The following is a 19,253-nucleotide window of genomic DNA, read 5'->3' on the forward strand; positions in this document are numbered from 1 at the left end:
CGTCGGATCGAATATGGGTCGAGGGCCGGCGCCCCGCAAGCCGCTTCCCGCCCGGACGGCCCTCCGGGCGGATTAAATCTGCGTAATGGTTTCCCGCCTCACGCGGCGCGCAGCACCTCGGCCGGCCGGGCGCGCAGCGCCGTCCGCGTCGACAGCAGCCCGAGGCCGATGGTCAGCACCGCCATCGCCGCCAGCGTCGCCGCGACCAGACCGGGTGCCGCCACGAAGGGCAGTTTCATCACCCCGGCGACCACCCAGCGCGCCGCCAGCGTCCCGACCACGCCGGCGAACACCCCGCCGACCACCGCCACGAGAGCGAATTCGATCGCCAGCGCGCTCATCAGGCGCCTTCGCGTCGCGCCGATCGCCGTCAGGATCGCCGCATCGCGGATCCGCGCCTCGCTGCGCGCCGCCAGCGCGCCCCCGAGCACCAGCACCGCGGCGACCAGCGCGAAGCCGGCGACCACCGAGATGCCCTGGGCCGAGCGCCGCACCAGGGCATCGACCTGAGCCAGCGCGTCCTTGACGCGGATCGCGGTGATCGTCGGGAAGCGCTCGACCACGGCGCGGAACAGCGTCCGCTCCTGCTCGGCGCTGCCGCCGCCCGGCCAGGCGACGGTGACCAGCCGGGTCACCGGCGCGCCGCGGAAGGTGTCCGGCGAGAACACCATGAAGAAGTTGATCGACAGCCGATCCCATTCGATGTGGCGCAGGTTGGCGACCCGTGCCTCGATGTCGCGCCCGAGCACGTTGACGGTGATCGCATCGCCGAGCCCGAGCCCGAGGCCGCGCGCCGTCTCGTCGTCGAAGGACACCTGCGGCGGCCCGGCATGGGTCTCCGACCACCAGTTGCCGGCGGTGATCGTCGTGCCCTCCGGCGGGCGGGCCGCGAAGGTGATGCCGCGATCCCCGGCCAATACGAAGCGCGAGCTCTCGGCGACCTTGGCCTCTTCGGCCGGCACGCCCTTCAGCCGCACTATGCGGCCGCGCAGCATCGGCACGTCCTCGATCCGCGCGCCGGTCGCCGCCCCGTCGAGGAAGCCGCGGAAGGCGTCGGCATCGCGGGCCGGCACGTCGAGGAAGAAGAAGCTCGGCGCCTGACCCGGCAGGGTGCGGGCGATCGCCGTGGTCAAGCCGCTCTCGATCTGCACCAGCGCCGCGACCAGGGTCGCCCCGAGCCCCAGCGACAGCACGATCGAGGCGGTCGGCGCCCCCGGCCGGCCGATCGCCGCCATCGCCGAGCGGAGCTCGAAGATCGGCGGACGCGGCAGCCGCCGCGCCAGCAGGACCAACCCCTCGCCGGCCAGCCGTAGCCCGACCAGCGCCACCGCGGTCACCACCAGATAGGGCACGGTGATCCGCCGGTCCGGCGACGACAGCAGCACCAGCGCCACCAGCGCCGCCCCGGGCACCAGCGCGAGCGACCAGCGCCAGATCCGGGCGCGCGCATCGCTCGCCGGTTCGCCGTCGCGCAACAGCACCGCCGGCCGCGTCGCCACCGCCGCGGCGAGCGGCGCCGCCACGAACATCGCCGCGGTCAGCAGACCCTCGAGCCCGGCCGCCGCCAGTTCCGCCGGCGCCAGCACCGGCTGCAGGGCGAGGCCGAGGGCGTCCCCGAAGGGGCCGGCCAGCACGAAGGGCACCAGCGCCCCGATCCCCAGGCCGAGGCCGATGCCGACCAGGGCGATCGCTCCGATCTCGAGACCATGGACCATCGCCACGAAGCCGCCGGTGGCGCCGAGCGCCTTCCAGATGGCGATGGTCGAGCGCCGCCGTTCCAGATGCGCGGCGACCGCATTGGCCACGCCGACGCCGCCGATCACCAGGGTGGTCAGCCCGACCAGGGTCAGGAACTGCACGAAGCGTTCGATCGTCGCCTTGGTGCCCGGCGCTGCGTCGCGCCGCGAGCGGATCTCCCAGCCGGCCTGGGGAAAGCCGCTGCGCGCCCCGGCCGAGACCCGGGCGATCGCTCCATCGACGTCGCGCCGGTCGGAAAACAGCAGCCGCGACTGCCAGCGCACCAGACTGCCCGGCGCCAGCAGGCCGGTGGCGTCGAGGGCGTCGCGGGTCATCATCAGCCGCGGCCCGAAACCGAGGCCGGCCGACAGCCGGTCGGGCTCTTCGGCGATCACCCCGGCGATCTTCAGCCGCGCCGTGCCGACCGTCACGACGTCGCCGACCGCCACCTTCAGGCGATCGAGCGCCGCCTCCTCGACCAGCACCCGATGGAGCGGCCCGTCGGCACCGGCCTCGACACCGAGGCGCGTCCGTCCGTCGTCGCCGCCGACCACCGTCAGCCGCCCGACCAGCGGATAGGCCGCATCGACCGCCTTGACCTCGACCAGCGCGGTGGTCGCGCCGTCGCCGCTCCTCGCCATCGCCCTAAGTGTCGCCACTTCCGAGACCCGTCCCTGGGCCTCGAGATAGGCGCGCTCCTCCGGGGTCGCCGCGGTGTGGTTGATCGCCAGCGCCAGATCGCCGCCGAGGATCACGTCGCCCTGGCGGCTCAGCGTCTCGTCGAAGGAACGGCCCAGCGCCGAGACGCCGGCGATCGCCGCCACCCCGAGCGCCAGACAGGCGACGAAGATGCCGAAGCCGCGCAGGCCCCGGCGCAGATTGCCGCGAAGCTCGCGCGCCGCGAAGCGCAGCGCAGTGGCCGCCCGCGCCCGTCCCATCGAGGCGCTCATGCGCCGCCCTCGCCGACCACGCGGCCGGCCTTGACGTGGATCACCCGGTCGCAGCGCGCCGCCAGATCGGGATCGTGGGTAACCAGCATCAGCGTCGCGCCGACCGCCGCCACCCGCGCGAACAACAGATCGGCGATGTCGGCGCCGGTCAGTTCGTCGAGGTTGCCGGTCGGCTCGTCGGCGACGACGATCGCCGGCCTTGCCACCAGCGCCCGGGCGATCGCCACCCGCTGTTGCTCGCCGCCCGACAGCTGCACCGGATAGTGATCGAGCCGCGCCGCGAGCCCGACCGCCGCCAGTTCCGCCGCGGCCCGCGGGAAGGCGTCGCGCACCCCCGCCAGCTCCAGGGGCGTGGCGACGTTCTCGATCGCCGTCATGTCGGAGACGAGATGGAAACTCTGGAACACGATGCCGAGGGTGCGACCGCGGAACAGGGCGAGCGCGTCCTCGCCGAGCCCGCCGAGATCGACGCCGGCCACTTCGATGCGGCCGCGGTCGGCGCGCTCGAGCCCGGTGGTGACCATCAGCGCCGTCGACTTGCCCGAGCCCGAGGCTCCGACGATGCCGACCCGCTCGCCCTCGGCGATGGTCAGGGACAGGCCGCGCAGCACGTCGACGGCGGCCTGCCCTCGCCCGAGTCGCAGATGGACGTCGTCGAGGCGGATGGCGATCGCGGACAAGGGGCGAGATCCTCGCGAGGGGGGCGGCCACCGGAGACGGCGGGCGGGGAGGGAGGGAAACGGCGGCGCGGGCTGCGACGCCGGGTCTTGCGCCGGCGCGCGGCAACCCTGATATGGGATGGACGACGGGCGGTTCCAGAGGCGCACCGAGATGCCGCCCGCGCCCCCTCCCCCGCCGCCCCGCCGGATCCCGGAGCCCGACCATGTCCGACCTTCGCTCGCCGACCCGTCGTGTCGTCCTCGCCGCCGCGTCCCTGGCCGGGGCCGCGGCCTTCGCCGGCCCGGTCGGCGCCGAAGATCGGCCGCTGCGCCTCGTCGCCTTCGGCGACAGCCTGACCGCCGGCTATGCCCTGCCGCCCGGCCGCGGTTTCGCGCCGCGCCTGGAGGCGGCACTGCGCAAGGACGGTCTTCACGTCGATGTGATCGACGCCGGGGTCTCCGGCGACACCACCGACATGGGTCTCGCCCGGCTCGAATGGTCGGTGCCGGCCGATGCCGACGCGGTGATCGTCGAACTCGGCGCCAACGACTGCCTGCGCGGCCTGCCGCCGGCCGAGGCGCGGCGCAATCTCGACGCCATCGTCGCGCGGCTGCGCGGCCGCGGCCAACAGGTGCTGGTCGCCGGCATGCTGGCGCCGCGCAATCTCGGTGCGGCCTATGTCGCGGCCTTCGATCCGATCTTCGCCGAGGTCGCCGCCGCCCACGGCGCGTCTCATTATCCTTTCTTTCTCGAAGGTGTGGCGATGAACCCCGACTACACCCTCCCCGACGGCCTCCACCCCAGCGCCCGCGGCGTCGAGGTCATCGTCGAACGCATCCTGCCGGCGGTGCGCGACCTGCTCGCCCGGGCCCGCGCCGCCCGCCCCTGATCCGAACTCCCGTTCTCCCGCTCCACGAGGCCCCATGCGACGCAATCGTCTCGGCACGACCGATCTCACCGTCTCCGCCCTGTGCCTCGGCACCATGACCTTCGGCGAGCAGAACAGCGAGGCGGACGGCCACGCCCAACTCGACTACGCCCTCGACCACGGCATCGACTTCGTCGATACCGCCGAGATGTACCCGATCCCACCGCGCCCGGAGACCCAAGGCCGCACCGAGGAGATCATCGGCAGCTGGTTTGCGGCGCGCGGCAACCGCTCGCGGGTGGTGCTGGCGACCAAGGTCAACGGCCGCTCGGCCTCGACCTGGCTGCGCGACGATCGCAGCCCGACGCGGCTGATCCGGGCTCAGGTCGACGAAGCGGTGGCCAAGAGCCTGAAGCGCCTGCGCACCGACTGGATCGACCTCTATCAGGTCCATTGGCCCGAGCGCGCGGTGTCGCACTTCGGCTCCAACCCGGTGATCTGGTCGAATCCCACGCCCGATCCCGACGAAGTGCCGATCGAGGAGACGCTGGACGCGCTCGCCGCCCACGTGAAGGCCGGCCGCATCCGCCACATCGGTCTCTCCAACGAGACCAGCTGGGGCACCATGCGCTGGCTGCGCGCCGCCGAAATCGCCGAAGCCCCGCGCGTCGTGTCGATCCAGAACGCCTATTCGCTGATCAACCGCACCTTCGAGATCAATCTCGCCGAACTGTCGTCGCGGGAATCGGTCGGGCTGCTGGCCTATTCGCCGCTCGCTCAGGGCACCCTGACCGGCAAATACCGCGGCGGCGCCCGGCCGCCGGGCTCGCGCAAGGCGCTGTTCGATCGGCTGCAGCGCTACGAGAAGGTCAATACCGCCGAAGCGGTCGAAGCCTATGTCGCGCTGGCCGCCGAGCTCGGCATCGATCCGGCGACGCTGGCCATCGCCTTCGTCGCCTCACGGCCCTTCGTCACCGCGACCATCCTCGGGGCGACGACGCTCGACCAGTTGAAGGTCGACGTCGCGGCGATCGACTTCACGATCACGCCGGAGATCGCCGCCCGCCTCGACGCGATCCACCTGCGCTATCCCAATCCCGCCCCGTGACGATCGGAAATCGCTCGGACGCCGCTCAGGCGGCGCCGAGCGTGCCGCCGGGCACCGACAGCCGCGGCGCGGCCACATCCACCCGCGACTCGCGCGACAGGTTGGTGAGGAAATAGGCGACCTGCACCGCCGCCGAGAACAGCAGGTGAGCCACCAGAATCGTCAGATCGAACCGATTCGTGACGAGAAACGTCGCCAACGGCAGAACCGTCGTCGACATCAGGCACAGCCCGAGGCCACCGACCGCGAGATGACGCGCGCACAACCACCCGGCGACCGCGCCGAGACCGATCCAGAGCAACATGGGCTATCCCCCTCGAAGACTCGGGCGTTTTCCGCTCCCGCCCTTGATCTTCATGCGAGACGCTAGCAAAAGCGCCGAGTCGACACAATCCTGTCCCATTTGCTTACGTCCCTTTGCGAAGGTAATTTTCGCCAATCGTCTCTTGACGCTGAGGAATTTCGGTGCGGCGGCGAATGCGTGAAAGTTTACGTTGCGTCATTGTGGCAAGACTGCGTCGGCGGGGGATCAGGCGCCGGCGGCACTCTCGGCGATCAGCCGGGTGACGTCGCGGGCGATCTCCAGATGCGGCATGTGGCCGACCCCGGCGAAGCGATGGACCGCGACCACCCCGGGCACGCCGAGCGTATGGGCGACCGGCTGGACCTGGTCGAGCTCGCCCCAGATCAGCCGGACCGGATGGCGGCAGGCGGCCAGCCGCCCGCGATCGAGGGGTTTCTGGGCGTCGCCGTCGAGGATGAGGTCGGCGATCCGGGCGAGCGACGCCGGCACCCGCGGATCGCCGCGCGCCGCGACCATGTGCCGAATCGCCGCCGCCGAGGGGCGCGGACCGTCGCCGAAGAAGCGGTCGAGCACCGCCGTCAGTTCGCTTTCGCCGGTCGCCGCGGCGAAGCGCCGGATCAGATCGGCGTCGATCTCGCGCCCGAAGCCGCCCGGCGCCAGCAGCGTCAGGCTCGCCACCCGCTCGTCGGCCACCGCCCGCAGCGCCAGAAGGGTCGCTGCCGCCCCGCCCATCGAATGGCCGACCAGATGGAAGCGCGCGATGCCCATCGCCGCGAGCGAGCCGGCGACCGCCTCCGCCGCCACCCCGGCATGCCCGACGACCGGCCAGTCGAGCGCCCGCCCGTGACCGGGCAGATCGAAGGCGATGGTGCGAAAGCGGGTCTCGAGGGCGATCTGCTGGCCGAGCCAACCCTCGCGGTCGCCGGCGAAGCCGTGCAGGAACACGATCGGCGGACGCCCGAGGGGACCGCGGGCGGCGTGGGGCAGGATCTCGGGCATGGGTCTCCTCCGGTCGGGACGGGCCCCGAAACGACGAAGGGGCCGCGGCGGCCCCTTCGCGCGCGTTCGTCGTGGCGAGCGTCTCAGGTCAGATACTGACCGCCGTTGATGCTCAGCGTCGAGCCGGTGATGAAGCCGCCCTCGTCGGAGGCGAGGAACAGCACGGCACGGGCGATCTCCTCGGGCTGGCCGAGGCGGCCGACCGGGATGTGCGGCAGGATCTTGGCCTTGAGCACGTCCTCGGGGATCGCCTGGACCATCTCGGTGGCGATGTAGCCGGGGCTAATGGCGTTGCAGGTGATGCCCTTGGTGGCGCTCTCCTGGGCCAGCGCCTTGATGAAGCCGATGTCGCCGGCCTTGGCCGCCGAATAGTTGACCTGACCGAACTGACCCTTGTGGCCGTTGATCGACGAGATCACGATGATCCGGCCGAAGTTGCGGGCCCGCATGCCTTCGATCACCGGCCGGGTGATGTTGAACAACCCGTCGAGGTTGATCCGAATCACCTGCGACCACTGGTCCTTGGTCATCTTGTGAAACAGGCCGTCGCGGGTGATGCCGGCATTGGCCACCAGGATCTCGACCGGTCCGATCTCCGCCTCGACCTTGGCCGCGCCTTCGACGCAGGCGTCGTAGTCGCCGACGTCCCACTGGAACACCGCGATGCCGGTCTCTTCGTTGAACTTCTTGGCCGCTTCGATGTTGCCGCCGTAGGTCGCCGCCACCCGGTAGCCGGCCGCGTGCAGCGCCTTGGACACCGCCGCGCCGATCCCGCGCGTCCCGCCCGTCACCAATGCCACTCTACTCATCGTTCACCCCTCCCTGGGCCCGCTCGAACGGCCGCCCCGGCCGTCGCGGGTCTGTCCTCGTGTCTCTCGGCCCGGCGTCGCCGCCGCGCCGACCGTCTCCGCGCATCCCCTCGCGGAGCCCCGCCGGTCGCCCGGCGGGGTCGATGTGGTGTGTCTCAGCGTTCGACGGTGAGCGCGATGCCCATGCCGCCGCCGATGCACAGCGTCGCGAGGCCGCGCTTGACGTCGCGCTTCTGCATCTCGTGCAGCAGCGTCACCAGAATCCGCGCGCCCGAAGCGCCGACCGGATGGCCGAGCGCGATCGCCCCGCCGTTGACGTTGAGCTTGGCCCGGTCGAACGCCAGATCCTTGCCCACCGCCAACGCCTGCGCCGCGAAGGCCTCGTTGGCCTCGATCAGGTCGACGTCGTCGATCGTCCAGCCGGCCCGCGCCAGCGCCTTGCGCGACGCCGGGATCGGCCCGGTGCCCATGATCGCCGGATCGACGCCGGCCGTCGCCCAGGACACGATCCGCGCCAACGGCGCCACGCCCCGCGACGCCGCTTCGGTCTCGCTCATCAGCACCACCGCCGCGGCGCCGTCGTTGATGCCGGAGGCGTTGCCGGCGGTCACCGTGCCGGCCTTGTCGAAGGCCGGACGCAGCTTGGCCATCGCCTCCAGCGTCGCGCCCATGCGGATGTACTCGTCCTGGTCGACGATCCGGTCGCCCTTGCGGTCCTTGATCGTCACCGGCACGATCTCGTCGGCGAAGCGCCCCGACTTCTGGGCGGCTTCCGCCTTGTTCTGCGACCACACCGCGAAGGCGTCCTGCTCCTCGCGGGTCAGCTGCCACTGGCGCGCCACGTTCTCGGCGGTGACGCCCATGTGGTAGCCGTGGAAGGCGTCGGTCAGCGCGTCCTTGAGCATGGTGTCGGTGAGCTCGAGGCTGCCCATCTTGGTGCCGGTGCGCAGGTAGGCGGCGTGCTGGGCCTGGCTCATGCTCTCCTGGCCGCCGGCGACGATGATCTTGGCGTCGCCGCCGACGATCTGCTGCAGGCCGAGCGCCACGGCGCGCAGACCCGAGCCGCACAACTGGTTGAGGCTGAAGGCCGAGGCTTCCTGCGGGATGCCGGCGGCCATCGCCGCCTGACGGGCCGGGCCCTGGCCCTGGCCGGCCGACAGGATCTGGCCGAGGATCACTTCGTCGACTTCCGCCGCCTCGACCCGCGCCCGCTTCAGCACCGCCCGGATCACCGTCGCGCCGAGTTCGTGGGCGGGCAGCGACGCCAGCGCGCCGTTGAAGGAACCGATGGCCGTCCGCGCGGCTCCGGCGATCACGATGTTGGTCATGGATGTGTCCTCCGAGATCTGTGCTCCACCCTTCGACGGGGGGGTTCGGCCGGCCACCCGCAGGACGGGAACCGAGGCTCGGGGCTCGCCGTTCGGCACGCCCGCGAGACCTTTCCGGCGGCGAGTAGAGACGCCGGGGAAGGGCGAAGTCAATGTGTCGCGGGCCGTCGCCGTCTCCACAATCCGTCGGATCCCGGCACCGTTTTGCGCCGCACGCGGGCCTCGTCGGAGCGGCTTTCGCAGCGCGTGTGAAAATTCTGGCCTCGCCGCCGAAAACTACTTAATCTCACTGCTCCCGGGGCTCCGCCGGCCCGTCTGGCCGGGTGGTCTCCCGTATGTGCGGCGCAGGATCGGCAGAACGAGATGGCAAAGACCACAGAGCCCACGATCATCAAGAAATACGCAAATCGGCGGCTGTACAACACGGGGACGTCGTCCTACGTGACCCTCGAAGACTTGGCGGAGATGGTCAAGCGCGAAGAAATCTTCGTCGTCTACGACGCCAAGAGCGGTGACGACATCACCCGCTCGGTTCTCACCCAGATCATCTTCGAACAGGAAGGTAAGGGCGGGCAGAATCTTCTGCCGATCGCCTTCCTCCGGCAATTGATCGGTTTCTACGGCGACAGCATGCAGAAGCTGGTGCCGAGTTACCTGGAATTCTCCATCGACAGCCTGACCCGCGAGCAGGGCAAGTTCCGCGAGCAGATGGCCTCCGCCTTCCCCGGCAACGCCCTGGAAGCCATGGAGGAGCAGGTCCGGCGCAACTCCGAGCTGTTCGAACGCACCATGCGGATGTTCTCGCCCTTCGCGGCGATCATCCCGGAGACCGGCGCCGCCGCGGCGCCCGCCGCGGCCGACCCGGCACCGAGCGAGCTCGATCTGCTCAAACAGCAGATGGACGAGATGAAGAAGCAGCTCGACGCGATCACCGCGGTCAAGAGCTGACGCGTCGGCGCCGTCGTCGAACCGGGCGAAAGGCGCGCGAATCGGCGGCGCCTTCGTTGACATTGCGACGTCCGTCCGTATAGTCGCCGCCATTCGCGAAGGGCCGGGAGTTTTCCGGTCTCGAGCGCTGCCCGAGGCTCATCGGCCACCGGACCTGTTCCCCCGTCGCGGTCTGACCGAGACGGACCGGGAATCGGGCCGGGCATGGCCGTTTCCAAGCCCGTGCGACGATGCGACCGTTCCGGAAGTAGCTTCCGGACGGGGCGGGAGGCTCCTCGCGGAGCGACCCCGCGTCTCGCGTCGGAACCCGTCGAGACCGGTTCGCCGGACCTCGTGGGCCACCGCACGGCGCCGAAGGGCGCGTGTGAGAAGAACGAGGCAAGTAAAGACATGTTCGCGGTCATCAAGACGGGCGGCAAGCAGTACAAAGTCGCCACCGACGACGTGATCACCATCGAACGGCTCCAGGGCGAAGCCGGCGACGTGATCACCTTCGATGAAGTTCTCCTGATCGGTGGCGAGACCACCGTGGTCGGAGCTCCGGTGATTTCCGGCGCCTCCGTCTCGGCCACCCTGGTCGAGCAGAGCCGCGCCAAGAAGGTGATCATCTTCAAGAAGCGCCGCCGCAAGAGCTGGCGCAAGAAGGAAGGTCATCGCCAGGATCAGTCCGTGGTGAAGATCACCGCGATCAACGCCTGATCCGACCGCGACCGGTTCGCCGGTCGATCCCATTGACGACGCTTCCCCCGATGTCCGCGATGCTGCGACCGGGTCGGACGCGAGAGAAACCGAAGGAGCACCGAAATGGCTCACAAAAAGGCAGGCGGCTCGTCCCGCAACGGCCGCGATTCCGAGTCCAAGCGTCTCGGCATCAAGAAGTTCGGCGATCAGGCCGTGATTCCGGGCAACATCATCGCCCGTCAGCGCGGCACCAAGTGGCATCCCGGCACCGGCGTCGGCATGGGCACCGACCATACGATCTTCGCCGTGACCACCGGCCGCGTACAGTTCCGAGCCAAAGCCAACGGCCGCATCTATATTTCCGTCATGCCGAATACGGCCCCGACGGCTGCGGCAGCGGAGTAACCCGGCGAATGATCCTACGATCCGCCGGTGTCCCATCGACCCGGCGGATCTGAAGGACCGTCGATCTCGAGAGCCCCCGGGGGGCGAAGCGAGAGGGGAGATGGGACACCATCCTCCCCCTTTTCGTTTTTCCGCCCCCTTCTGCCGGCACGTTCGGCAGTGAAACGGAGGACCTCGCGATGAGTCCCAGACCTGGAACACCGCTCGATCGGGATCTCTCCGATCTCGTTCTGGAAACCCGCCGGCTGGTGTTGCGTCGGCCGACCCGCGCCGACGCCGAGAGCCTCGCGGCGCTCGCCGACGACGCCGGCATCGCCGAGCATCTCTCGACGCTGCCCCACCCCTACACCCTCGACGACGCGCTGGTGTTCATCGACAACACCGAGATCGGGCCCCACCGCCTCAACCTCGGCATCTACCGGCGCGGCGACGACGGCGCCTTCCTCGGCACCATCGGCCTGATGCCCCGCGACGGCGAACGTTTCGTCCTCGGCTACTGGCTCGGCCGGCCCCACTGGGGCGACGGCCTGGCCACCGAGGCGGCGCAGGGGCTGGTCGACTTCGCCTTCGAGACGCTCGGCGCGGAGGCGGTCGCCGCCACCGCCCGCGTCACCAACGGCGCGTCGCGGCGGGTGCTCGAGAAGTGCGGGTTCCAATATGCCGGCCAGGGCATGGGACCGTCGCTCTACCACCGCGGCCTGGTGCCGATCGACCGTTTCCGGCTGGAGCGCTCGATCTGGACCTCGCTGAAGAACTGGAGCCGCTCCGCCGTCGCTTGAGACGCCGAGGCGAACCGACTGCGGCGACCCACGGGCCGTCGCCGGACTGCGGCGGCCGACGGCCGCCACCCGAGACTGCGGCGGCCCCCGGTCGCCGCTGCGCAGGCGACCCGTCCACGGGACGGGATCGCGACGAGGTGACGACCATGAAGTTTCTCGATCAGGCCAAGGTCTACATCCGTTCCGGCGACGGCGGCGCCGGCTGCGTGTCGTTCCGACGCGAGAAGTTCATCGAGTTCGGCGGTCCCGACGGCGGCGACGGCGGCCGCGGCGGCGACGTCTGGGCGGAATGCGTCGACGGCCTCAACACCCTGATCGATTATCGCTATCAGCAGCACTTCAAGGCCAAGACCGGCGGCCACGGCATGGGCCGCAACCGCGCCGGCGGCAAGGCCGACGACGTGATCCTCAAGGTGCCCAAGGGCACCGAGATCCTCGAGGAGGACGGCGAGACGGTGCTCGCCGATCTGACCGAGCTCGGCCAGCGCGTCCTGCTCGCCCGCGGCGGCAACGGCGGCTTCGGCAACGACCACTTCAAGTCCGCCACCAACCGCGCCCCGCGCCGCGCCAACCCCGGCGAGGAGGGCGAGGAGAAGTGGCTGTGGCTGCGCCTCAAGCTGATCGCCGATGCCGGCCTGATCGGCCTGCCCAACGCCGGCAAGTCGACCTTCCTGGCGTCCGTCACCGCCGCCAAGCCGAAGATCGCCGATTATCCCTTCACCACCCTCCACCCCGGCCTCGGCGTGGTCCGGGTCGATGCCCGCGAGTTCGTGCTCGCCGACATCCCCGGCCTGATCGAAGGCGCCCACGAAGGCCTCGGCCTCGGCGATCGCTTCCTCGGCCACGTCGAGCGCTGCCGCGTCCTGCTGCACCTCGTCGACGGCACCGAAGCCGACGTCGCCAAGGCCTACAAGGTGGTGCGCAAGGAGTTGAAGGCCTATGGCGGCGGGCTCGCCGAAAAGCTGGAGATCGTCGCCCTGACCAAGGTCGACGCGCTCGCCCCGGAAGAGCGCGAGGAGAAGGCGGCGGCCCTGAAGAAGGCCGCCCGCCGCGTGCCGCTGCAGATCTCGGCGCCGACCGGCGAAAACATCGAGAAGGCCCTGCGGGCCCTGCGCGCCGCCATCGACCGCGCCGACGTCGCCGACGCCGAGGCCTTCCCGCAGGACCCGGCGGAGTCGTGGCGACCGTGAGGCCCGCACGCCTCCCCGTCGCCGCTCCCCGTCCGATGCAGGCCCCGCCTGCCCGCGCGACGCTTGATCCCGGCCCCGAACGCGCCTAGAGCGGTTTCCGATCCGATCGATCGGATCGAAAACCACTCCCGATCTCAGTTGGAGCAAGTTCTGGTCGATCAGACTGGTTCAGCCTGATCGGAACATGCTCTAAGTGCGGTCGGACCCGTCGGAAATCGCCACGTCCCGCGTGATCGCCGGCTCCGCTCCGCCCAACCGGTTCCAGCCATGAAGCGCCGCCTCGAAGACTACCGCCGCATCGTCGTCAAGATCGGTTCCGCCCTGCTCGTCGACAAGGCGACCGGCGATGTCCATGCCGCCTGGCTGGAGAGCCTCGCCACCGACGTCGCCGGCCTCGCCGCCGCCGGCTGCGAGATCCTGCTGGTTTCTTCCGGCGCCATCGCGCTCGGCCGCGGTCGCCTCGGCCTGCCGCGCCGCCGTCTGGCGCTCGAACAGAGTCAGGCCGCCGCCGCGGTCGGCCAGATCGCCCTGGCGCGCGCCTATTCCGAGATCCTCGGCACCCACGGATTCACCGCCGCCCAGGTCCTGCTGACCCTCGACGACACCGAGGACCGGCGCCGCTATCTCAATGCCCGGGCGACCCTGACCACCCTGCTCGAGCGCCGGGCGATCCCGATCATCAACGAGAACGACACCGTCGCCACCACCGAGATCCGCTACGGCGACAACGATCGGCTGGCCGCCCGCGTCGCCACCATGATCGGCGCCGACTGTCTGGTGCTGCTGTCCGACATCGACGGCCTCTACACCGCCCCGCCGGCTCACGATCCGAGCGCCACCCTGATCCCGCTGGTCGAGAAGATCACCCCCGAGATCGAGGCGATGGCCGGCGGCGCCGGGTCGGAACTGTCGCGCGGCGGCATGAAGACCAAGATCGACGCCGGCAAGATCGCCACCGACGGCGGCACCGCGATGGTCATCACCCTGGGCAAGCGCCTGCACCCGCTCGCGGCGATCTCCGCCGGCGCCAACGCCACCTGGTTCCTGCCCGCCGCCGACCCGGTCGCCGCCCGCAAGAAGTGGATCGCCGGATCGCTCGACGACCGCGGCGTGATCCACGTCGATGCCGGCGCCGCCCGGGCGCTGCGCTCCGGCAAGAGCCTGCTGCCCGCCGGCTGCACCACCGTCGACGGCGGCTTCCACCGCGGCGACACGGTGTTGATCGTCGGCCCGGACGGCGAAGAACTCGGCCGCGGCCTCATCGCCTTCGACGCGACCGACGCCGCCGCCATTCTCGGCCACAGGACCCAGGAAATCGAAGACATCCTGGGCTATACCGGACGCAAGGAGATGATCCATCGCGATCATCTGGTGATGAGGGGAGAGTGATGGTCGCCGACACCGACACCCTGCGCGACGTCTCGGTCGAGACCGTCATGGACGACCTCGGCCGGCGCGCCCGCGTCGCCGCCCGCGCCCTGGCGCTGGCCCCGACCGCCGCCAAGAATGCCGCCCTCGCCGCCATGGCCGACGAGATCCGCGCCGCCGCACCGGCGATCCTCGCCGCCAACGCCGCCGATCTCGCCGACGCCCGCGCCAAGGGCCTGATCGCCAGCTTCATCGACCGGCTGACCCTCACCGGACCGCGCATCGCCGCGATGGCGGAAGGGTTGACCGCCGTCGCCGCTCTCCCCGACCCGGTCGGCCGGGTGCTCGCCGCCTGGGATCGGCCGAACGGCCTGAAGATCGAGCGCGTCGCCACCCCGATCGGCGTGATCGGCATCGTCTACGAGAGCCGGCCCAACGTCACGGCAGATGCCGGCGCCCTGTGCCTGAAGAGCGGCAACGCCGCCCTGCTGCGCGGCGGCTCCGACGGCTTCCGCTCGTCGGGGGCGATCGTCGCGGCGCTGCGCCGTGGCCTCGCGACCGCCGGCCTGCCCGAAGACGCGATCCAGCTGGTGCCGACCCGCGACCGCGCCGCGGTCGGGGCGATGCTCGCCGGCCTCTCCGGCAACATCGACGTGATCGTGCCGCGCGGCGGCAAGTCGCTGGTCGCCCGCGTCCAACAGGACGCCCGGGTGCCGGTGTTCTCCCACCTCGAGGGCATCTGCCACGTCTATGTCGACGCCGCCGCCGATCTCGCCATGGCGGTGCGGATCGTCGTCAACGCCAAGATGCGCCGCACCGGCATCTGCGGCGCCGCCGAGACGCTGCTCGTCGACCGCGCCTGCGCCGCCACCCATCTCGTGCCGATCGTCGACGCCCTGAAGGCCGCCGGCTGCGAGATCCGCGCGTCCGCCGAGGTGCGCAAGCTCGTCCCCGACGCGGTTCCGGCGACCGCCGCCGACTGGTCGACCGAATATCTCGACGCGATCATCTCGGTCGCCCTGGTCGACGGCGTCGGCGGCGCCATCCGCCACATCGAGACCCACGGCTCGCACCACACCGAAGCGATCGTCACCGAGGATCCGGCGGCGGCCGAGCGTTTCCTCAATGAGATCGATTCGGCGATCCTGTTGTGGAACGCCTCGACCCAGTTCGCCGACGGCGGCGAATTCGGCATGGGCGGCGAGATCGGCATCGCCACTGGCAAGATGCACGCCCGCGGCCCGGTCGGGGTCGATCAGCTGGTGTCGTTCAAGTACCAGGTGCGCGGCACCGGTCAGACGCGTCCGTGACGGCGCCCGACCGCCCCGATCGGGACGGCGAGCCGCCGGTCGCCGCGGCCGATCTGCGGATCCCGCCGACGGCTCCCGGCCTGCGCATCGGCCTGCTCGGCGGCTCGTTCAACCCGCCCCATCGCGGCCATTTCCACGTCGCCGAGACGGCCCTGGCCCGCCTCGGCCTCGACGCTCTGTGGGTGATGGTGACGCCCGGCAATCCCCTGAAGCCGCGCGACGACCTGCCGTCGCTCGCCACCCGGATCGACGCCGCCCGCCGCCTGATGGATCACCCGCGCATCACCGTCACCGCCTTCGAGGCGCACTTCGGTTCGCCCTATACTTGGCGGACGGTCGAGCGGCTGGCGGCGATGCACCCGCAGGTCCGCTTCGTCTGGGTGATGGGCGCCGACAATCTCGCGAGCTTCCATCGCTGGCAGCACTGGCGGCGCATCGCCGGCACCGTGCCGATCGCCGTGATCGACCGCCCCGGCGCCTCGATGACCCCCCTGTCGGCGCCGGCCGCCCTGGCCTATGCCCGCCATCGACTGCCGGAGATCGACGCGGCGCGCCTCGCCGATCGCCCGGCGCCGGCCTGGACCTTCCTGCACGCCCCGCGCAACGCCCTGTCCTCGACCGACCTGCGCCGCCGCGGGCTCGCCGGGTGAGAATTCAGTGCAGTCGGGCCTTGATCATCGGCCCCGGCGGCGTGATCACCAGAAAGTCCTTCGGTGAAGCAACGGCCCTGACATCGCCGAGAACATCGGCGCCGGCAATAGTCTGAAGCTGGAACGAAAATCCGAGCCTCGCCTCCGTCTCGGAATCGGCGATCTCCTCCGAATCCAAGATCAGCGTCACGAAGGTGAAGGGTACATCCAGCCACTTCAAGGCGGAGGTCACCCTCTCTGTGGTTTTCAACGCAAGTGTGAGGACTTTCTTGATACGCGCCCTGATTGGAGCAGGCACGCCTTTGAAGTGGGAGAGCCGCGCCACCAGCCATTCGCGATTCTTGGCAACCCAGGCCGTCACGACCGCGGGCGCGCCCTTGCCGAGGATGATTCCAAGGGCTTCATCTGAATTCTTAGCTTCTGACAAACTATGGAGAAAGTCCAAAAACTCAAAATGCTTCTTACCTTTCGCACCTAGATGGTCCTTGAACCCATCTTTCAGCACATCGACGAATTTTTCTCGAACCGCGTCTTTCGGATCCTCCGGAACACCCAGCATCTCCTTTAGGACGTAATGGGCGAGGCCCTTGGATTCCTCCTCGATGGAGGCCCCGCCGAGCCACCCCTTGCTCTTACCATAGGCGAGATATCGAGCGTGAAGACAGCCCCAGAGGGCGTAGCGTTCCTCCACGGTCGGTCTCTGCCGAATCAGATTGATCGCCCGATCGAGTCGGTCGAAGAAAATCTTGCCGACATCCCCCTTCACTAACCCCGCCGTCACTGTGTCGAGGTAGTGATCCATGGATTGGGGGGGCGGTGGAAGGAAGCGAACGGGAGACTTCGGCAACGATTGGGACATCGTCGAACACCTCGATCGAAATGGCCGGCCAGCGAGCAAATTCCAACGCTCGGCCCTCAAACATGCAGACCGTAAATTGTCAGACCGGCGGTTGCAAGGCGTTACGATACAGGGGGCGTCCAGACCGTTTTCCGCAAACCCGACCGCGCTCACCCCGCGGGCGGCGCGGCGACCACCAGATGGGCGAGGAAGGCGGCGGCGACGCGGTTCTCGGCTTCGCCGTCGGTGCCGCGGAAGGCCACCGCCAGTTCCCAGCACGGTTCCTGATCGGGCCGGATCGCCGCCACCGCGATCGGCGGCTGACCGCCGTCGCCCTGGCGCACCGCGGCGATCGATTCGGGCACCAGGGCGATCCCCAGCCCCTGCGCCGCCAGATCGAGCACGATAGCCGGATCGTTGACCTCGAAGCCGATCCGCCGCGTCAGCCCCGCCGCCGCGAAGGCCCGATCGACCAGCCGCCGCAGGCCCCAGTCGGGTTTCAGTTCGACGAAGATCTCCTGGGCGAGCTCGGCGAGCGCGATGTCTTCGGCCCCGGCCAGACGGTGATCCGGCGCACAGGCCACCACCAAGCCTTCGCAGGCGATCATCCGCATCGTCACCCCCGGCGGCAGCGGCTCGCGCGGCTGGGTGAAGGCGACGTCGAAACGGCCGTCGCGGACCTCCTCGAACAGCGGCGTCGAGCCGTCGAAGGCGAGGTCGATCTCGATGCCTTCGTGGGCGGCGCGGAAACGGCCGAGCGATCGGGCGAGGTCGACGAAGGGCGCCGGGTTCTGGATCGCCGCGATGCGCAGCCGGCCGCGGGACAGCCCGTGCACGTCGGTCACCGCCTGACGGGCGTTGCGCACCGTCTCCAGCACCCGCCGCGCCTCGCCGAGCAACACTTCGCCGGCCGGCGTGAGGTCGACCCGCCGGGTCGAACGCAGGAACAGCGGCCCGCCGAGCTCTTCCTCGAGGCCGCGGATCGCCGCCGACAGGCCCGACTGCACCATGTTGAGCCGGCGCGCCGCGCGGGTGAAGTGGCGCTCCTCGGCGACCACCACGAACTGTTCGAGCTGTTTGAGATCCAAAGGGGCGTCCGCCGATGATTGTTCGGATTGGATGCTCAATAACACCGTACAATTCAATTTGAAAGCTGAGACGTGAGCGGTTAGACCTTTGGTCGGAGAGACCACCCGCCGCGGCTCGGCAACCGGCCGACCGCCGGCGAGACGTCTCGGCTCAACGAAGGATGAGAATCCATGGAGTATCGCCTGCTCGGCCGCTCGGGCCTCAAGGTCTCGGCCCTGACGCTCGGAACCATGACCATCGGCGGCGGTGGCAAGTTCGCCCAGGTCGGCTCGGTCGACCTCGCCGGCGCCCGCCGCCTGATCGACACCGCCGTCGATGCCGGGGTCAATCTGATCGACACTGCCGACGTCTATTCCGCCGGCCTGTCCGAGGAGATCGTCGGCGAGGTTCTCGAACATCGCTATGCCAAGGGCGTGCTGATCGCCACCAAGGCCCGCTACGCCATGGGCGACGGCCCCAACGATCGCGGCCTGTCGCGCCATCACCTGATCCGCGCCTGCGAAGCCAGCCTGAAGCGCCTGCGCACCGACGCCATCGACCTCTATCAGGTCCACCAGTGGGACGGCCTGACCCCGGTCGAGGAGATCATGGAAGCCCTCGACAGCCTCGTCCGCCAGGGCAAGGTCCGCTACGTCGGCTGTTCCAACTTCGCCGGCTGGCACATCATGAAGGCCCTCGGCGTCGCCGAACGCGACCATCGCCAGCGCTTCGTCAGCCAGCAGATCCACTACACGCTGGAGGCCCGCGAGGCCGAATACGAACTGCTGCCGATCTCTCTCGACCAGGGCCTCGGCATCCTGGTGTGGAGCCCGCTGGCCGGCGGCCTGTTGTCCGGCAAGCATCGCCGCGACGTCAGCCCCGAAGGCACCCGGCTGCTGGCCGGCTGGCCGGAACCGCCGATCCGCGATCACGAGCGGTTGTGGACCATCGTCGACGAACTGGTGGCGATCGGCGACGCCCGCGGCGTCTCCGCCGCCCGCATCGCGCTCGCCTGGGTGATGTCGCGCCCGGCGGTTTCGACGGTGGTGATCGGCGCCCGCACCGAGGCGCAACTCCTCGACAACCTCGCCGCCGCCGAAGTGAAACTCGACGCCGACGAACTCGCCCGCCTCGACGCCGTCAGCCGGCCGCCGCTGCTCTATCCCTATTGGCATCAGGCCTGGACCGCGTCCGACCGCCTCGGGCCGAGCGACCTGATCCCGGCCGCCTCGCTGAAGTGAAATCGGCCCATG

19 protein-coding genes are annotated in these 19,253 nt (G+C 70.1%); 11 read left to right on the forward strand and 8 right to left on the reverse strand.

The features are described 5' to 3' along the window. Positions 1–98: 98 nt before the first annotated feature. Both EYW49_RS04675 and EYW49_RS04680 read right to left on the reverse strand, forming a co-directional pair. Complete coding sequence (locus EYW49_RS04675) at positions 99–2,687, reverse strand: ABC transporter permease (RefSeq protein ID WP_131306716.1); 2,589 nt, start codon at positions 2,685–2,687, stop codon at positions 99–101. Beyond that, positions 2,684–3,367 carry an ABC transporter ATP-binding protein gene (locus EYW49_RS04680; RefSeq protein WP_131306718.1) on the reverse strand — a complete coding sequence of 228 codons (684 nt, stop codon included), beginning with the start codon at positions 3,365–3,367 and terminating at the stop codon, positions 2,684–2,686. The genes EYW49_RS04675 and EYW49_RS04680 overlap by 4 nt, the downstream gene beginning before the upstream one ends. Positions 3,368–3,570: 203 nt before the next feature. On the opposite strand from EYW49_RS04680, the gene EYW49_RS04685 reads away from it, so the two are divergent. Both EYW49_RS04685 and EYW49_RS04690 read left to right on the forward strand, forming a co-directional pair. Further along, positions 3,571–4,236: an arylesterase gene (locus EYW49_RS04685; RefSeq protein ID WP_131306720.1), complete on the forward strand. Its 666-nt coding sequence runs from the start codon at positions 3,571–3,573 to the stop codon at positions 4,234–4,236. Between the two features lie 34 nt (positions 4,237–4,270). Then, positions 4,271–5,323, forward strand: coding sequence for an NADP(H)-dependent aldo-keto reductase (locus EYW49_RS04690; protein ID WP_131306722.1), 1,053 nt, complete (start codon positions 4,271–4,273; stop codon positions 5,321–5,323). Positions 5,324–5,348: 25 nt separating this feature from the next. Here the strand turns inward: EYW49_RS04690 and EYW49_RS04695 are convergent, their stop codons facing one another. From EYW49_RS04695 to EYW49_RS04710, 4 genes are all read right to left on the reverse strand, one after another. Continuing rightward, positions 5,349–5,627, reverse strand: a complete 279-nt coding sequence (locus tag EYW49_RS04695; protein WP_131306724.1) for a hypothetical protein — start codon at positions 5,625–5,627, stop codon at positions 5,349–5,351. Positions 5,628–5,852: 225 nt separating this feature from the next. After that, entirely contained in the window at positions 5,853–6,626 is a 774-nt protein-coding gene (locus EYW49_RS04700; RefSeq protein WP_131306726.1) for an alpha/beta fold hydrolase, read from the reverse strand. 83 nt (positions 6,627–6,709) lie between these two features. After that, entirely contained in the window at positions 6,710–7,435 is a 726-nt protein-coding gene (phbB, locus tag EYW49_RS04705) for an acetoacetyl-CoA reductase (protein ID WP_131306728.1), read from the reverse strand. Positions 7,436–7,590: 155 nt separating this feature from the next. Next, the gene (locus EYW49_RS04710) at positions 7,591–8,763 is read right to left on the reverse strand and encodes an acetyl-CoA C-acetyltransferase (protein WP_131306730.1); all 1,173 of its coding nucleotides are present in this window, start codon (positions 8,761–8,763) and stop codon (positions 7,591–7,593) included. A 363-nt stretch (positions 8,764–9,126) separates the two neighbouring features. Between EYW49_RS04710 and phaR the strand changes: the two genes are divergently transcribed. The 8 genes from phaR to EYW49_RS04750 all read left to right on the forward strand — a co-directional run bounded on the left by phaR (position 9,127) and on the right by EYW49_RS04750 (position 16,094). Then, positions 9,127–9,711, forward strand: coding sequence for a polyhydroxyalkanoate synthesis repressor PhaR (phaR, locus tag EYW49_RS04715; RefSeq protein ID WP_131306732.1), 585 nt, complete (start codon positions 9,127–9,129; stop codon positions 9,709–9,711). A gap of 390 nt (positions 9,712–10,101) precedes the next feature. Further along, positions 10,102–10,410, forward strand: coding sequence for a 50S ribosomal protein L21 (gene rplU, locus EYW49_RS04720; protein ID WP_131306734.1), 309 nt, complete (start codon positions 10,102–10,104; stop codon positions 10,408–10,410). Positions 10,411–10,515: 105 nt separating this feature from the next. Continuing rightward, complete coding sequence (gene rpmA / locus EYW49_RS04725) at positions 10,516–10,797, forward strand: 50S ribosomal protein L27 (protein ID WP_131306736.1); 282 nt, start codon at positions 10,516–10,518, stop codon at positions 10,795–10,797. Positions 10,798–10,976: 179 nt separating this feature from the next. Continuing rightward, positions 10,977–11,576: a GNAT family N-acetyltransferase gene (locus tag EYW49_RS04730; RefSeq protein WP_131306738.1), complete on the forward strand. Its 600-nt coding sequence runs from the start codon at positions 10,977–10,979 to the stop codon at positions 11,574–11,576. Positions 11,577–11,722: 146 nt separating this feature from the next. After that, the gene (obgE, locus tag EYW49_RS04735; protein ID WP_131306740.1) at positions 11,723–12,766 is read left to right on the forward strand and encodes a GTPase ObgE; all 1,044 of its coding nucleotides are present in this window, start codon (positions 11,723–11,725) and stop codon (positions 12,764–12,766) included. A 267-nt stretch (positions 12,767–13,033) separates the two neighbouring features. After that, entirely contained in the window at positions 13,034–14,155 is a 1,122-nt protein-coding gene (gene proB / locus EYW49_RS04740) for a glutamate 5-kinase (RefSeq protein ID WP_131306742.1), read from the forward strand. 47 nt (positions 14,156–14,202) lie between these two features. Beyond that, on the forward strand, positions 14,203–15,444 hold the full coding sequence (locus tag EYW49_RS04745; RefSeq protein WP_407695461.1) for a glutamate-5-semialdehyde dehydrogenase: 1,242 nt from the start codon (positions 14,203–14,205) through the stop codon (positions 15,442–15,444). Further along, entirely contained in the window at positions 15,441–16,094 is a 654-nt protein-coding gene (locus tag EYW49_RS04750) for a nicotinate-nucleotide adenylyltransferase (RefSeq protein WP_228259493.1), read from the forward strand. Before EYW49_RS04745 ends, EYW49_RS04750 begins: the two co-directional genes overlap by 4 nt. A 4-nt stretch (positions 16,095–16,098) precedes the next feature. Here the strand turns inward: EYW49_RS04750 and EYW49_RS04755 are convergent, their stop codons facing one another. Continuing rightward, on the reverse strand, positions 16,099–16,953 hold the full coding sequence (locus EYW49_RS04755; RefSeq protein WP_131306746.1) for a hypothetical protein: 855 nt from the start codon (positions 16,951–16,953) through the stop codon (positions 16,099–16,101). 149 nt (positions 16,954–17,102) lie between these two features. Continuing rightward, complete coding sequence (locus EYW49_RS04760; RefSeq protein ID WP_131306748.1) at positions 17,103–18,020, reverse strand: LysR family transcriptional regulator; 918 nt, start codon at positions 18,018–18,020, stop codon at positions 17,103–17,105. Positions 18,021–18,191: 171 nt separating this feature from the next. Here EYW49_RS04760 and EYW49_RS04765 point away from each other — a divergent pair, with 171 nt between their 5' ends. Then, positions 18,192–19,241 (forward strand): aldo/keto reductase, encoded by a 1,050-nt coding sequence (locus EYW49_RS04765; RefSeq protein ID WP_131306750.1) that lies wholly within the window; start codon positions 18,192–18,194, stop codon positions 19,239–19,241. Positions 19,242–19,253: the final 12 nt, after the last annotated feature.

Source organism: Siculibacillus lacustris (assembly GCF_004328075.1).
GTDB classification, from domain to species: Bacteria; Pseudomonadota; Alphaproteobacteria; order Rhizobiales; family Ancalomicrobiaceae; genus Siculibacillus; species Siculibacillus lacustris.

What these genes read in the sequence shown, in the direction of transcription:
- EYW49_RS04675 (WP_131306716.1), bottom strand. Translation starts at nt 2,687, where the DNA reads ATGAGCGCCTCGATGGGACGGGCGCGGGCGGCCACTGCGCTGCGCTTC.
- EYW49_RS04685 (WP_131306720.1), top strand. Translation starts at nt 3,571, where the DNA reads ATGTCCGACCTTCGCTCGCCGACCCGTCGTGTCGTCCTCGCCGCCGCG.
- EYW49_RS04690 (WP_131306722.1), top strand. Translation starts at nt 4,271, where the DNA reads ATGCGACGCAATCGTCTCGGCACGACCGATCTCACCGTCTCCGCCCTG.
- EYW49_RS04695 (WP_131306724.1), bottom strand. Translation starts at nt 5,627, where the DNA reads ATGTTGCTCTGGATCGGTCTCGGCGCGGTCGCCGGGTGGTTGTGCGCG.
- EYW49_RS04700 (WP_131306726.1), bottom strand. Translation starts at nt 6,626, where the DNA reads ATGCCCGAGATCCTGCCCCACGCCGCCCGCGGTCCCCTCGGGCGTCCG.
- phbB (WP_131306728.1), bottom strand. Translation starts at nt 7,435, where the DNA reads ATGAGTAGAGTGGCATTGGTGACGGGCGGGACGCGCGGGATCGGCGCG.
- EYW49_RS04710 (WP_131306730.1), bottom strand. Translation starts at nt 8,763, where the DNA reads ATGACCAACATCGTGATCGCCGGAGCCGCGCGGACGGCCATCGGTTCC.
- phaR (WP_131306732.1), top strand. Translation starts at nt 9,127, where the DNA reads ATGGCAAAGACCACAGAGCCCACGATCATCAAGAAATACGCAAATCGG.
- rplU (WP_131306734.1), top strand. Translation starts at nt 10,102, where the DNA reads ATGTTCGCGGTCATCAAGACGGGCGGCAAGCAGTACAAAGTCGCCACC.
- rpmA (WP_131306736.1), top strand. Translation starts at nt 10,516, where the DNA reads ATGGCTCACAAAAAGGCAGGCGGCTCGTCCCGCAACGGCCGCGATTCC.
- EYW49_RS04730 (WP_131306738.1), top strand. Translation starts at nt 10,977, where the DNA reads ATGAGTCCCAGACCTGGAACACCGCTCGATCGGGATCTCTCCGATCTC.
- obgE (WP_131306740.1), top strand. Translation starts at nt 11,723, where the DNA reads ATGAAGTTTCTCGATCAGGCCAAGGTCTACATCCGTTCCGGCGACGGC.
- proB (WP_131306742.1), top strand. Translation starts at nt 13,034, where the DNA reads ATGAAGCGCCGCCTCGAAGACTACCGCCGCATCGTCGTCAAGATCGGT.
- EYW49_RS04745 (WP_407695461.1), top strand. Translation starts at nt 14,203, where the DNA reads ATGGACGACCTCGGCCGGCGCGCCCGCGTCGCCGCCCGCGCCCTGGCG.
- EYW49_RS04755 (WP_131306746.1), bottom strand. Translation starts at nt 16,953, where the DNA reads ATGTCCCAATCGTTGCCGAAGTCTCCCGTTCGCTTCCTTCCACCGCCC.
- EYW49_RS04765 (WP_131306750.1), top strand. Translation starts at nt 18,192, where the DNA reads ATGGAGTATCGCCTGCTCGGCCGCTCGGGCCTCAAGGTCTCGGCCCTG.